Here is a 14,162-nt window from a genome sequence, read left to right on the forward strand (position 1 = left end):
GCGGGACATGAACGCCCTGGTCGGCACGCACGACCTGCTCTTCCTCACCCTCGACACCCTGCGCCTCGACGTGGCCGAGGAGACGCTCGCCCAGGGCAGGACGCCCCACCTCGCGGCCCTCCTCCCCGACGGACTCTGGGAGCGGCGGCACTCGCCCGCCAGCTTCACCTACGCCGCCCACCACGCCTTCTTCGCCGGCTTCCTCCCCACCCCCGCCGAGCCTGGCCGCCACTCCCGCCTCTTCGCCACCCGCTTCCAGGGCAGCGAGACCACCGACTCGGGCACCTGCGTCTTCGATGCGCCGGACATCGTCTCCGGCTTCGCCGGGCGCGGCTACCACACCGTCTGCATCGGCGGCGTGGGCTTCTTCAGCAAGCTCAACCCCCTGGGCAGCGTCCTCCCCGGCTTCTTCGCCGAGAGCCACTGGAGCCCCGAGCTGGGCGTGCGCGACCCCCGCTCCACCGAGAACCAGGTAAGCCTCGCCGTGCGGCTGCTCGACTCCCTGCCGCGCGAGCGCCGGGTGTTCCTCTTCCTCAACGTCTCCGCCCTGCACCAGCCCAACTGCTTCTACCTGCCGGGCGCCACCGGGGACTCGCGCGACTCGCACGCGGCGGCGCTCGCCTACGTGGACAGCCAACTGCCCCCCCTCTTCGCCGCCCTGCGCCGCCGGGGGCCCTCCTTCTGCATCGTCTGCTCGGACCACGGCACGGCGTACGGGGAGGATGGCTACTCCGGTCACCGGATCGGCCACCCGGTGGTATGGACGGTGCCCTACGCGGAGTTTCCGCTGCCGGGAGAGCCCGAGTCATGACGCGCCTGGAGACGATGCTCGGAGGATCGCCCTACGTGGCATACCTCTATGGCTATCCGCACAAGACGGCCTACCGGCCCCTCACGCCCGCCCCCTCCCTGGAGTCCGTCTGGGCCCGGGAGCGGCGCGAGGCCCTCTTCCTCTACCTGCACGTCCCCTTCTGCGAGATGCGCTGCGGCTTCTGCAACCTCTTCACCGCCGCCGGTCCCCGGGAGGACGTCGTCCAGGGCTACCTCCAGGCACTGGCCCGGGAGGCACGCCGGGTGAAGGAGGCGCTCGGGCCCACCACCTTCGCGCGCCTCGCCGTGGGCGGAGGCACCCCCACCCTGCTCGATGTGGCCGGGCTGCACACCGTCTTCGATCTCGCCGAGCAGGTCATGGGCGCCGACCCGCACCGCCTCCCCGTCTCCGTGGAGGTCTCTCCCGAGACGGTGGACGCCGCCAAGGTGGCCGCCCTGCGCTCGCGCGGCGTGGACCGGGTGAGCATCGGTGTGCAGAGCTTCCTCGAGTCCGAGGTCGCCTCGGTCAAGCGACCCCAGAAGACGGCCCAGGTGGAGTCCACGTTGGACCTGCTGCGCTCGGCGGGCTTCCCCACGCTCAACATCGATCTCATCTACGGCATGGAGGCCCAGACCGAGGAGACGTGGCTCGCCTCGCTGCGCGCCGCCCTGCGCTTCTCCCCCGAGGAGCTCTACCTCTACCCCCTCTATGTCCGGCCCCTCACCTTCCTCGGCAAGAAGGCGCGGGCCTGGGATGACCAGCGGCTCGCCCTCTACCGCGCCGGCCGCGACTTCCTGCGCTCCGAGGGCTACACCCAGGTGTCCATGCGCATGTTCCGCGCCCGCCACGCCCCCGCCGCGGACGGACCCGTGTACCGCTGCCAGGAGGATGGAATGGTGGGGCTCGGGTGCGGGGCGCGCTCGTACACCGAGCGCATGCACTACTCGTCCGAGTACGCCGTGGGCTCGCGCGAGGTGCGCTCCATCATCGCCGCGTACAGCGAGCGCACCGAGGACTCCTTCGGCGAGGTGGGCTATGGCTTCATCCTGGATGAGGCGGAACAGCGTCGGCGCCACATGATCCTCTCCCTGCTCGCCGAGGGCGTGGAGTTCGCCGCCTACCGCCAGCGCTTCGGCACCGAGGCGCTCGCGGACTTCCCGGAGCTGGCCGAGCTGGAGACCCATGGCCTCGCGCGGCGCACCCCGGAGGCGCTGCGCCTCACGGACGCGGGCGTGGAGCGCTCGGATCTCCTCGGCCCCTGGCTACACTCGGAACCGGTACGCGCGTTGATGGAGGGGTACTCGTGGCGATGAAGCTCACCGTGCTCTACCGGGGTCCGCTGTCGAGCTGCAACTTCGGCTGCGAGTACTGCCCCTTCGGCAAGTGGAAGCAGGACGACGCGGAGCTGGCCGAGGATCGCGCGGGCGTCGAGCGCTTCGTCGGCTGGGTCGAGTCCCGCCCCTACCCCGTGTCGGTGTTCTTCACCCCGTGGGGCGAGGGCCTCATCCGCCCCTGGTACCAGGAGGCCCTGGTGCGCCTCACGAACCTGCCCCACGTCGAGCGGGCCGCCATCCAGACGAACCTGTCCTGCACGCTGGAGTGGGTGGAGCGCTGCCAGCCGGAGAAGCTCGGCATCTGGGCCACCTTCCACCCCGAGTGGATGAAGCGGCGGCGCTTCGTGGCGCAGTGCGAGCGGTTGAGCGCCCTGGGCGTGCGCTACAGCGCGGGCATGGTGGGCTTCCGCCGCTTCGCCGAGGAGGCCGAGGCCCTGCGCCGCGAGCTGCCCTCCGACGTGTACCTGTGGATCAACGCCGTCAAGGACGGCAAGGAGGAGCGCTACACCCCCGAGGACGTGGAGCGCTTCTCCCGCGTCGATCCCCTCTTCCCCCTCAACAACACCCACCACCCAAGCCTCGGCAAGGCGTGCCGCACCGGGGAGAGTGTCATCTCCGTGGACGGGGCGGGCTCGGCGCGCCGGTGCCACTTCGTGCGCGAGTTCCTCGGCAACATCTACGAGCCCGGCTTCGAGCAGGCCCTCCGCCCGCGCCCCTGCGCCAAGGCGACATGCGGGTGCCACATCGGCTACGTGCACCTGGACTACCTGGAGATGGACCGGGTGTTCGGCTCGGGCATCCTCGAGCGCGTGCCGGTGGAGCCCCTCTGGCAAGCTCAGCGCAGCGCCTCGCGGATCTCCCACTCGTAGACGGAGAGCCCGTCGCGCCGCAGGTTGGGCAGCAGGTCTCCGAAGGCGTTGGCCTCCAGGACCGCGTGGCCCTGGAAGTACGCCTCGTACATGAGATCGATGCCCACGTGCAGGCAGTCATGGGCCCGCGCCACCTGACGGCACGTCTCCATCGCCGCCTCCAGCTCACGCGGAGGCACCGCCGCGAGGAAGGCGTCCATGTCACCGCGCTTGCCCCCCAGGTGCAGGTTGGTGATGGGGTGGCGGCTCTGGCGGATGACGGTGAAGGCCGGCTCGCCCCGCACCGCCAGCACCCGGCAGTCGAAGAACTCCCCGCGCAGCCGCGCCTTGGGCAGGGCCCGCTCCACCTGAGAGCCCTCGCGCAGGAGGAACTCCAGGGCCGCCTCCACCCGCCGGGGCTCCCGGAGGCGGCGCACCTTGAGCGAGTTGTACCAGCCGGTGTCCGTCTGCTCGAGGGTGGTGAACAGGGACTCGTCCGAGCGGCCCAGCCGGAAGATGCCCAGGCACGACGCCGAGGAGCCACACGAGAGCTTCACGAACGCCTCGCGCCAGCCCTCCTCCCGCATCCGCGTCCGCAGCGACTCCACGTCCGTGATGCCCTCGAACGATGGTGGCACCGGGATGCCCCGCGCCGCGTACTTGCGCGAGGTGAGGCGCTTGTCGAAGAGCTCCGCGATGCTCGCGGGCGAGGAGAGCACCCGCCAGCGGGGGTGCTCGGCGAAGATGGCCTCCAACTGGCGCAGGGTCCGCAGGAAGCCCAGGTGGTACTGCCTCGGGCAGAGGATGCGCCCGTGGTCCTCGGGGAGGGCGTCGATCTGCTCGGGCGTGAGCACGGCGCACCCGAGCGCCCGCGCGTCCTCGTGGCCCCGCTTCAGCAGCGCCTTCTCCACCTCGAAGCTCTCACCGGCGGCGTCGATGCGCACGAGCCGCTCGGTGTCCGGCAGGTCCGCGAGCACGGCCGGATTTCTCAGCAGCTCCCGCCAGGGCACCACGTGCGCGGGAGGAAGGCCCCGGGCGGCCAGGGCCGCCTGGAAGAGCGTGACGCGCCGGTTCTCCGGATTGCCGATGAGCAGGAACGGCGGCGCGCCCACCCGGAACTCCCGCTACTCGCCCACCGCCACGTAGCGGTAGTCGTCGTCCTCGTCGTAGTCGTCACGCTGGTTGCCGTGCGCCACGTACTCGCCCAGCTTCGCCACCTGCTTCTGGGCCTCGTCCGACAAGAGGTTCTCCGTCACGTCCAGGCGCTTGAGGTGCTTGAAGGCCGCCGCGTTCGCCACCAGCGCCTCCGCGCCCTCCTTCGTCATCGTGCCCATCGACAAGTCCAGCGTCTCGAGCTGGGAGAGGATCTTCGCCCGCGGCAGCGCCTTGCACAGCTCGTTGGTGAACTCCGCGTTGCGCAGCCCCAGGTGCTTGAGCACCGGCACGCCCTTGCCCTCGAGCAGGGGCTGGATGTCGTCCACGCCGCCTCCCGCGCCGTAGTTCTCCGAGCCGAACCACACCTCCAGCCGCTCCAGCTTCGGCCAGTTCGCCTTCACGATGGACTTGACCGCCTCCAGCGGCAAACCGCCCGTCTCCACGGTGAACTCACGCAGCTCCGGCAGGTTCACCTCGCCCAGCCCGAGTTCGCCTCCGCGTACCTTCAGCGAGCGCAGGCGGGGGAAGGCCTTGTACACCGGCGAGATGTCTTGCAGGTGCGTCCAGGAGATCTCCGTCTCGTCCGGATACTCGAAGTCGCCGATGAAGAGCGTCTCCAGCGTGGGGCACGTCGTCCCCGCCAGCGCCCCGATGGCATCGCTGTAGTCGTTCTCCTCGTAATCCGCCATGCCGAAGGTGAGCTCACGCAGGAAGCGGGCCGAGGGCAGCGCCATCAGGTGCTTCACCGCCTCGGCGGAATCGAACTCCGAGTCGAAGTCCCCCCGGGCCAGGCGGGCGCTCTGGATGAAGCCGAAGCGCCACCCCACTTCCACCTCGTTGTCCTCCTTGTCCGCCAACGCCCCCAGCAGGTACTTCTTGTACTTGCGCACCAGCGCCGACGCCTGACGCTTGAGCTTCGTGGCCTCCTCGCCCGACGCCTGATGCGCCGCGCACTGCAGGGCGATCAACTCGCCGCGAGGGTCTCCCTGGCTCTGCAGCCAGTCGCCGTAGACGAGGTAGCCCTCCACGTTGTCCGGAGCCTTCTCGATGGCCGCCTCGAGTTCCGGATTGCGTTTGGCCAGGTTCGCCGAGTCGCCGCCCTCCTCGTCCTCCGCGGGCGCTTCCTGGCCCTCGGCCAGCTCGTAGCCCTTCTTCGTCTTCTCGGCGACGAGCTTGTCGTGCTCGCGCCTGGCCTCGATGGCGTTGGAGAAGCTCTGCGTCTTCTCCTGGCCCTTGGTGCCGATCTTCCCCCAGCGCGTGGTGAAGCTGTTACCCGAGAGGGTGATCTCCCAGAACTTGCTGGAGCTGCCCTCCTTGAACTCGTAAAGCGGCATGTGGTTCCCCTTGGCCCGGCGACGCTAGAGGAGCCCCCGCGCAAGCTCAAGCGTCACCCCACGCCATGTGGCCCAGAGCTCCTCCCCGGGAGGCTCGGGAGACGAGGCGGGCGAAAGCCGAGGCACCGGCTGGGAGACGTCGAGCAGCGACAGGCCCACCTGGGACGGAGCGGGAGGTACCTCCCGGCCCCCCAGGAGGAGCACGTCCGTGCGGGCCCGCTTCGCGTCCACCACGGCCTGGGTGAGGACCGACTCCATGCGGTCCGCCACCGTGACCTCGGCGTGACCTCGCGCGAGCCACTCGCGCAGCAGCAGCTCGCACAGGCCCCGCTCCGCCTCCAGCCCCTCGCCCACCACCACCACCCGGAAGCGCAGCTCCTCCTCCCCCAGCCACACCGAGAGCCGCCGCACCAGGCTCAGCACCAGCCCCAGCACCAGCACGCCCCGCTGCCAGCGCAGCCCCGCGTCCTTGACGCGTGCCTCCGTCAGCCCCGGCAGCAGCGCGAACGTCACCCGCCTCCGCCGCCGCACGACGAGGCTCTCGTCCCGCGTGTAGTAGAGCAGCTCGCCCTCCACGTAGCGCATGTCGAACAAGTCCAGCCCCGCGTCGTCCTCCATGTAGACGAGCTCCGAGGTGACCAGGTTCTCCAGGCTCCCCACGTTGGACACCGAGGAGAAGCCTCCCTGGGGAAACGCCGCGTCGTCCTCCAGGTGAGAGGGCGTCTGACCCGAGGCGGGCTTCCGGGGCCGCGCTCGCGTGGGCAGGGCCTCGGCGAGCGCCTCCGCCGCCTCCACCGCCTGCTCCAGCGCCAGCCGCCGCGCCCGGCCCTGGAGCCGCTCCAGGTTCTCCAGGGTGAAGACCTCCGCGTCGCCCAACAGCGCCCGCGCCCGCCGGGCCGCCCCGCCCAGGGCCTCGTAGGCCTCGGCCAGCCGCTCCACCTCCGCGCCCCGCTCGCGCAGCGCCGCGTGGCCCGTCTGGAGCAGTTCGGCGGGAGGATGTTCGAGCACCCGCCGCGCCAGCCCGGGATTCACCGCCGCGCCCCCCGTGAACCCGAGCCGCGTGAGCACCCGGGCCACCAGGAAGGCCACACCGCGGGGCCGCAGCTCCGCCGGCATGCGGGCCAGCGCGTTCACCACCGCCTCCAGGTGCGGCTCGGCGGCCAGCCGCGCGAGCAGGTGGTCCTCATAGGCGCGCACCGCGGCCCGCAGGGAGGGCTCGGTGTCCGGCACCGGCCGCGAGGACTCGAGCGGCGCGCCCAGGGCCAGCCTCCCGAGGTCCACCACCACCCCCAGGGGAGGCAGCGCCGGAAGCTCGGCGTGGGTCGCAAACAGCCAGGGCACGGCTTGCGCCACGGCCTCGGGGGACGTGCCCTCCAGCCGCGCGAGGCACAGCCCCGCGCACAGCCACCGCTCCGCCTCCTCGGGTCCACGTGGCTCCGTCGTCATGTCAGCCCGAGCAGCCGCGGCACCTTCTCCTCCAGCAGGTCGATCTCCTCGCGCGTCTCTCCCAGGAAGGAGAGCAGCACCAGATCCTCCCGCTCGACGGCGCCCCCATGGAAGATCCACGCCCGCGTGCGCAACAGCCGGTAGAGCTTCACCAGCTTGCGATCACTGATGAAGACACCGTCCTCGCGGGTGAGCGTCTGCACCACGCGGCGGAACTCACGCAGCAGCTCGTCCCGGAAGAACAGCTCCCGGTCGCGCAGCTCGCGCCCCTCCGGCCCCGGCTCGCGCCGGCTCATCACCAGCGTCAGGTAGCGGTGCGCCTTGAGGAAGTCCTCCAGCGTGGCGTGGCCCTCCGCCCAGGGCTTCTGGTTCAGCTCGCGCTGCGTCTGCGACTCCAGGCCCGAGTCGAGGAGCTCGAGGAAGTAGCGGTCCTGCACCGAGCGGCACGCCGCCTTCAGGCAGAAGCGATCCTTGAGCGCCCCCAGCTCCGCGTGCTCGGGCAGCTCGTTGGTGGCCGCGAAGAGCACCTTGAGCCGCACCGGCTGGGGCGCGCCATCCTGGTAGAACTTGCGCTCGTTGATGACCGTGAGCAGCGCGTTGAGGATGGCCGAGCTGGCCTTGAACACCTCGTCCAGGAAGACGAGCCGCGCCGTGGGCAGCTTGCCCCGCTCGCGCCGCATGTAGCGGCCCTGCCGCAGGAGGTTGATGTCGATGGGGCCCAGCACCTCCGAGGGCTCGGTGAAGCGCGTGAGCAGGTACTCGAAGTAGTCCTCGTCCCCGATGCGCAGCGCGTCCTTGAACTTGAGCACCAGCTCGGACTTGGCCGTGCCCGGTGGACCCACCAGCAGCAGGGGCTCCTGCGCCACCGCCGCCACCGTCATCAGATCCACCAGCGTCTGCTTGCCCACGAAGTGCCGCCCCAGCGAGAGCCGGAAGCGGTTGATGCGCTCGCGCAACGCCTGCGACTCGCGCGAGAGCGCCTCGTGGGACAACTCGGCGATGGGGTCGACGGCGCTCCGGCCGTCCGCGGGCTCCCGGGTGGGAACGCTCATGGATGCTCCTCCAGCTCCCGGTGGATGCGGCGCCGCACCAGGAATTCGTCCTCGTCCAGCCAACGCCGGGTGCGCTCACCCGACCCCTGCCCCACCCCCACGTGCCCCAGCACCAGCACGTCCGCGAACTCCACCACGGACAGGCAGAAGTGGCTGTTGGTGTTGTAGCTGTCCGTCACCCCGGGGAGCTGCTCGGACAGCCGCTCCAGCGCCGGCAGGGCCACGTCCACCGGGGCCTGGGACAGCGCCCCCGCGAGCCCCCGCGCCAGGGTGAGCCGCTCGGGCAGGGGCCCCTCGAAGTGGGCCAGGGTGGTGAAGGCGCGATCGAACACGGCGCTGGCCTCCGGCAGGTGTCCGAGCAGCGCGAGCCCCGCGGCGATGCCGAGCTGGGTGGACAGGGGCACCTTCTCCGGACGGGCGAGCAGTTGCTGGCCCGGCTCGAGCAGCCCGGTGGCCTCGCGGATCAGCCCCAGGCGGCGCAGGTCGCGCAGGGACGCGCCGAGGATGCCATGGCCCCAGGCCGCCGCCCCGGGAGGGAGCCCCACCAGCAGGGCACGCAGCCGTGCCACCAGAGCCTTGACGTGATCCTCCCGGCCGAAGTGTCCCGCCACCGTGAGGGCATCCCCCAGCAGCAGGGCGTGGGCCTCGTCGGGCAGGCCTTCCATGGAGGGCACGAGCCGGGTCAACAGCGGCAGGGCGCGGGCCGGAGGCAGCCGCGGAAGGGTGTCGAGCAGACCTTCCAACAGCCGCTGGCGCTCGGGAGCCGGCGTGAGCAGGGAGAGCGCCCGGGCGGCGAGCTGTTCCACCGCCGTGGCGAGCCGCTCCACGTCCTTCTCCTCGCGCAGGACGGCGAACTCCTCGCCTCGCGGATCCCGCTCGCCCCGTCCGAAGGAGCGCGCCGGATCCAACCGCTCGCTCGGCTCGAGAATCGTGGAGGCCTGCCGGAGCCGGTCCACCTTGTACCGGTGGAAGCTGCCCAGGGCATGGAGCTCGGTGGCCAGCTCGTGGGGAAGCGGTGTCTCGGAGGGCAGGCCCTCGAGCGCCTGCGCCACCCGCGCCGCATAGGCCCGGCCGAGGTAGCCATGCACGGGGTCCTTCCCCTCCAGGCCGGAGGTGGCGCTCGCCATCAGTTCCCGCGCCCGGTCCGCGTGCCCGAGCCGCGCGAGCCCCCAGGCGAAGACGAAGCGCACATAGGACCAGGTGAGGGCGACGGGGGCCTCGAGGGCGGAGCGGTGGCGGGGCGTGCGCTCGAAGCGATCCAGCAGCGCGTCGAGCTGGGCGCGCAGCCGGAAGGCATGGGCCGCGTCCACGTTCGCGCGCAGGAAGGTGGGCACGTCCCGCGCCCGCGAGAGGCCCCGGTGCAACAGGGCGAGGACGCGGTCTCCCGCCTGAGCCAGTCCGAGCGCATCGCCCCCGGAGAGCCGCGCCAGCGCGGCGCGGGTGAGCCAGAGCGAGCGCACGTCGAGCGCTCCATCGTGCCGATCCAGCCAGCGCTGCACCGCGGGAACGTCGAGCGGCTCGCCGGAGCCATGAAACACCCGCAGCACGTGACTCGCGAGGGCGCGGACATCCGCGTCGGAGGGCGCGGCGAGGGCCAGCCGCTCGGTGGGCGAGGCCCCTTGCGACGTGGCCTCCGACCAGCGAGCCGCGAGGGACGCCGCCTCGGAGCCCGAGGTCTCCCACAGGGCTCGGCTCCAGCACAGGCTCGCGTCGCGCTCGCGTCCGAGCAGGCCGTTGAGCTCCGCCATGCGCACCCACGAGGGCAGGCGCTCGGGCGCGTCCGCCGGGGACTCCAGCGCGAGGAAGTCCATCTCCCGCGTGGTGAGTTCCCGCTCGACCTCGCTCGTCCGCGCGGGCGTGAGGGGCACCAGACGCATGGGTGGGGGCCGTGGCGCCTCCACCCGGGGAATCCGTGGCGCGGCGATGGGCTCGGAGGCGGGCGCGGCGACGGGACGGCGGCGGGAGGAGCGACGCTCGGGCTCCTCCTCCTTCTCCGACGGCGAGGACTCTTCACGCGGCCCGGTGTCCGTGGCCTCGAAGGCCGCGAAGTCGAATGTGGCGCCACGCACCCAGGGCTCCAGCGCCACGGCGCCGGTATCGAGGACGTACTCCACCCACTCGTCGAGCGGCTGGAAGGCGCGCTCCGGGAGGCGCTCGGCGCGGAAGGCCCCCTGCCCCGTGGGGTGCAGCCAGGTGACGGTGTCCGCGTCGGGCGTGAGCAGGGCGCGCAGCCGGTCCCCGCGCAGGGGCGGCTCCAGCAGCGCGTCGCAGGGAAGGTAGAGGGTGGGGAGCTGGGGCAAGGGAGCGTAGGCCGTCCCGGACAGTCCGAGCTCCGGGGGCTTCTCCCGTCCCGGCCGGGCGCGGAGGACGACGTGGGGTGCCTCGGGAGGGCCCGAGACGGCGAAGCGCAGCTGCGCGAGCAGCGCCTCCGGCAGCGAGTGCACGAGGGACTCGACCTGGGCCACGGCGTTCTCGCGCAGCACCCAGAGGCTGGCGGGCTCCACGCGCGCGGCCTGGTGGAGCCGCAGGGGCACGGAGAGACGTCCGGGCACGGGGCGAGGCACCCAGTCCTCCACGGGCTGGGGCAGCGCGAGGTCCACGAGCTGGTACAGGTCCAGCCAGGGCCCGTCCGGCGCGGACATCCAGCTCCCCTCCCCCGGCAGCAGCAGCAGCGTCCCCGGAGGAGCCCGGAGCGCGCGGGCCAGCGGATGGGTATGGCCCAGCTCCATCCACACCCCATTCAGACCGGCGGTGACGGGCACGAAGGCGCGCAGTCCCGCGATGCGATCGATGGCGCGCGTGAGGGTGAAGTACGGCGGAGCAACGGCCCGCAGGAGCGCCCGGCGCTCGGAGCCACTTCCGGCGAGGCACAGCTCCTGTCTGTCACACCCGAGCCGCAGCATCTCTCCGGCCAGGGGCAGCAGCTCGCGCTCGTGCGCGGCCAGGAAGAGCACCGGACCGGTGGGCACGTCCAGCCCGGGCATCCGCCGGACCGGGAGCAGCTCCGCCCAGCAGCTCACGGCCGCGCCCTCTCCGAGGGCTTGCTCGTCGAGGCGGATGCCGAGTTCCCCGAGCGCCTTCACCTGCGAGCGGGCCAGGGGCGCCTCGGGCGTGACGAGGAGTCCTCCCGTCCCGGTGCGGTGGACGCGCGCCCGAGCCACCTGGACCTCGGTGGGAACGAGGCCCGAGGTCAGCGCGAGCCGCAGGACTTCCTCGGTGGGGAAGACGAGCGTGGGCATCAGGCCTTCCGCGCGACGCGTCCGGAGACGTCCTCGGAGGCCGGGGCCTGCTCGCCGCTCGTACTCGCGGGCGTCTCGCGCTCGACGACGATGCGCCCCACCTCGGAGGCCTTCAGCGCGCCGCCCGCGATGAGCTTGTCCACCAGGCGGCGATGCTCCTCCTCGTGCTCCATGGGCAGGGCATCGGCATCGCTCTCGTACTTGACGAGGATGTCCTTCTTGCCCGTGGTGGGATCGATCTGGAGACGCAGGGTGAGGCTAGCCACGAGGGGGCTCCTTGGGCGCCGCGGAGGGCATCAGGTGGGCGAAGGCCTCGCGGTCGAGCACCTTGCGCTCGAGCAACAGATCGCGCAGCGCGAGGAGGCGGTCGCGCTCGCGTTGAAGGATGTCCCGGGCCCGCTTCCGCTGGGAATCGAGCAGGTGCCGCACCTGGGCGTCGAGCTGCTCGAGCGTGGCATTGGAGAGCGGGAGCGAGGGCTCTCGCGGATCGTGAGGGGCGAAGCGCTGCACCGCGAGCGCGTCGCCCTCGCCCATGCCGAACTCCTGCACGAGCGCGCGGGCGATCTCCGTGGCCTGCTCCAGGTCCTGCGCGCTGCCGATGGAGATGTCCTCCAGGAGGAGCGCCTCGGCCTCGCGGCCACCGAAGAGCACGCAGAGGTTGTCGAGCAACTGGCCCCGGGTGACGACGTAGCGGTGGGCCCGGTCCGCGTACTGCACGAAGCCGAGCGAGCCGGCGAGGTCACCCCGGATGGAGATGCGATCGATGGACGGAGCGTGGGGACAGTGCAGCGCGCAGAGGGCATGGCCAGCCTCGTGGGTGGCCACCACCTTCTCCTCGGCGGCGGTGAGCTCGGGCCGATCGAGGTACTCGGTGAGGGCGCGCTCCACGTCGAGCGGCTCGATGGGCCCCAGGTGGCCCTCGCGCAGCCGTCGCCGCGCCAGCGCCCGGCACAGCGCCTGGAGGTGATCGCCGGAGTAGCGCGAGCCGGTGCCCTCCACCAGATCCCCCGTGCGCTTGACGGCGTACTCCATGGCCCGCTCGGACAGGCCCAGGCCGAGCTTGCGGTCATAGATGGAGAGGATGGCACGCCGGTCCGTGCTGTTGGGATAGGGAATGCACAACTGGAACTCGAAGCGGCCGGGGCGCAGGAGCGCGGGATCCAGCGACTCGACGAAGTTGGTGGTGCCCACCACGAAGACGAGCTCCTCCTTGCGAAAGCCGTCCATCTCCGTGAGGAGCTGGTTCACCATGGAGTGCTCCACCCCCGAGCCCGTGTACGTGCCGCGCGCCGAGGCGAACGAGTCCAGCTCGTCGAAGATGATGATGCTGGGGGCGGCCTGGCGGGCGCGCACGAAGATCTGCCGGAGGTTCTCCTCGCTCTCGCCCACCCAGCGGCTCTTGAGCTCGGGGCCGCTCACCACGGTGACGGCCGCGCCGAGCGCCGAGGCCATCGCCTTGGCGAAGAGCGTCTTGCCCGTGCCGGGAGGGCCCCAGAAGATCATCCCGCGCGGCAGCAGCGACTCCACCTGCTTGACCTGCTCGGCGTCCCCGAGCGCCTCCTTGTGGGACAGCACGTCCAGCAGCTCGCGCTGGAGCCGCTCCTTCACCTTGGCGTAGCCACCAATGGCTCCGTACAGGTCCAGGTCCGGCACGCTGAGCGAACCGGACAGGGTGGCGGTGCGCAGCTGCGTGTACGCGGGACGAGGATCGGCGGGGTAGTCCTCTCCGGTGATGGCCCCGAGCAGGCGCCGCAGGCGGACGGCATTCACGCCGGACACGTGCTTGTAGAGCGCGTAGGGCTGAAGTCCCCGGCCGAACTTCCGGCTCTCGCGCTGGGTGACGAGGTAGCGCAGCCGCTCGCGGCTCACGCCCAGGATGCTCTCGCGGTGGGGGAAGAGGTTCTCGATGACACGCGGCAATGGGAAGGAGGGATCCTTGAAGCCCACCCACACCATCTCCGGGTTCTCGTAGAGCAGGGGGATGACCTCGCGCGCCTCGGTGGTGAGCCCTCCGCTGCTGGTGGTGAGCAGATCCAGGTGGGGCAACACCACGATGCGCTCGCGCACGGCGCCGCGCACCGCATCGCGCAACTGGGCGATGAGCGTGGACATGAGGCTCGGCGCCGGCATGCCCGGAGGAGGCTCCTGGGCGGCGCGGCCATCCAGGTAGAGGAACTGCTTGCCCTCGCGCTTGAGCCGATCGCGCAGGCACTTGTAGAAGAAGGGTGTCAGCTCCTTGTCGGCCTCGACCATGACGGGAAGGCCCCGCTGCAACGCCTCGCACACGCGGCCCAGCTCCGCGGGGTAGGCCGCCTCCACCGCCGCGAAGGGGGACAGCTCGACGGGCAACTCCTGCTCGGGGATGAGGGCGCTCACAGACGGACCTTGATGGTGAGCGAGCCGGTGGCGGGATCCTCGCTGATCTCCTCCACCGTGCCGAGCTGCCGCGCCCGGACCTTGAGGGCCTCGGCCGTCACCTTGTTGGTGACGGAGTCCAGCTCCTGCTTCAGATCGCGCAGCCGGGACTCCAGACGGCGGGTGAGGTCCTCGCGCAGGGACTCCCGGGCGACGCTGGCCCGGTCCTCCAGCCGCGCGCGGGCCTGTTCCCGGGCCTGCTCCTGGGCCTGCTCCTTCTCATCCTCCCGGGCGTAGCTGCGCTGCGCCGTGGCCTGGAGTTCCACGGCCCGCTCGTCGGCGAGCGTGACGCTCACGTCCCCGGTCTGCACGTCGATGGCCAGCCGGACACCATCGGCCTCGGTGCGCAGGGCGACGGGGCCCTCGCGCGTGAAGCCGCGGCGCGCCAGCTCCTCGGCGAGCAGTCCCCCCAGTTCCTCCTGGGAGAGGATGGGCAGCAGCTCGAGCTTGGAGCAGACACCATCCTCGGCCTGCACCACGCGGTTGAGGGACTCGGAAACGGAGATGCGGTAGGCGCGGCTCATCGGT

General features: G+C 71.6%; 11 protein-coding genes. 3 read left to right on the forward strand and 8 right to left on the reverse strand.

Annotated elements, in window-relative coordinates:
- Positions 1-7: 7 nt before the first annotated feature.
- The 3 genes from D187_RS32465 to D187_RS32475 are packed head-to-tail and all read left to right on the forward strand — an operon-like array spanning position 8 to position 3,014.
- A complete protein-coding gene (locus D187_RS32465; RefSeq protein WP_043432571.1) occupies positions 8-811 on the forward strand; it encodes an STM4013/SEN3800 family hydrolase in 804 nt (267 codons plus the stop codon).
- Positions 808-2,124, forward strand: coding sequence for an STM4012 family radical SAM protein (locus tag D187_RS32470; RefSeq protein WP_002627966.1), 1,317 nt, complete (start codon positions 808-810; stop codon positions 2,122-2,124). Before D187_RS32465 ends, D187_RS32470 begins: the two co-directional genes overlap by 4 nt.
- Positions 2,121-3,014 carry an STM4011 family radical SAM protein gene (locus D187_RS32475; protein WP_043432572.1) on the forward strand — a complete coding sequence of 298 codons (894 nt, stop codon included), beginning with the start codon at positions 2,121-2,123 and terminating at the stop codon, positions 3,012-3,014. Before D187_RS32470 ends, D187_RS32475 begins: the two co-directional genes overlap by 4 nt.
- On the opposite strand, the gene D187_RS32480 is transcribed toward D187_RS32475, so the two are convergent.
- From D187_RS32480 to D187_RS32515, 8 genes are read right to left on the reverse strand one after another with little or no spacing between them, the layout of a single operon-like run.
- A complete protein-coding gene (locus tag D187_RS32480) occupies positions 2,981-4,105 on the reverse strand; it encodes an STM4014 family protein (RefSeq protein WP_002627968.1) in 1,125 nt (374 codons plus the stop codon). The two genes, D187_RS32475 and D187_RS32480, sit on opposite strands and share 34 nt — an antisense overlap.
- A 12-nt stretch (positions 4,106-4,117) precedes the next feature.
- A complete protein-coding gene (locus D187_RS32485) occupies positions 4,118-5,482 on the reverse strand; it encodes a WGR domain-containing protein (RefSeq protein WP_002627969.1) in 1,365 nt (454 codons plus the stop codon).
- Between the two features lie 24 nt (positions 5,483-5,506).
- A complete protein-coding gene (locus D187_RS32490) occupies positions 5,507-6,928 on the reverse strand; it encodes a hypothetical protein (RefSeq protein ID WP_002627970.1) in 1,422 nt (473 codons plus the stop codon).
- The gene (locus D187_RS32495; RefSeq protein ID WP_002627971.1) at positions 6,925-7,980 is read right to left on the reverse strand and encodes an AAA family ATPase; all 1,056 of its coding nucleotides are present in this window, start codon (positions 7,978-7,980) and stop codon (positions 6,925-6,927) included. The genes D187_RS32490 and D187_RS32495 overlap by 4 nt, the downstream gene beginning before the upstream one ends.
- Positions 7,977-11,219, reverse strand: a complete 3,243-nt coding sequence (locus tag D187_RS32500; protein WP_002627972.1) for a DUF8586 domain-containing protein — start codon at positions 11,217-11,219, stop codon at positions 7,977-7,979. Before D187_RS32500 ends, D187_RS32495 begins: the two co-directional genes overlap by 4 nt.
- A complete protein-coding gene (locus D187_RS32505; RefSeq protein WP_002627973.1) occupies positions 11,219-11,485 on the reverse strand; it encodes a hypothetical protein in 267 nt (88 codons plus the stop codon). Before D187_RS32505 ends, D187_RS32500 begins: the two co-directional genes overlap by 1 nt.
- Entirely contained in the window at positions 11,478-13,595 is a 2,118-nt protein-coding gene (locus D187_RS32510; protein ID WP_002627974.1) for an AAA family ATPase, read from the reverse strand. Before D187_RS32510 ends, D187_RS32505 begins: the two co-directional genes overlap by 8 nt.
- Positions 13,592-14,158: a hypothetical protein gene (locus D187_RS32515; protein WP_002627975.1), complete on the reverse strand. Its 567-nt coding sequence runs from the start codon at positions 14,156-14,158 to the stop codon at positions 13,592-13,594. Before D187_RS32515 ends, D187_RS32510 begins: the two co-directional genes overlap by 4 nt.
- Positions 14,159-14,162 lie beyond the last annotated feature (4 nt).

The organism is Cystobacter fuscus DSM 2262, assembly GCF_000335475.2.
GTDB classification, from domain to species: domain Bacteria; phylum Myxococcota; class Myxococcia; order Myxococcales; family Myxococcaceae; genus Cystobacter; species Cystobacter fuscus.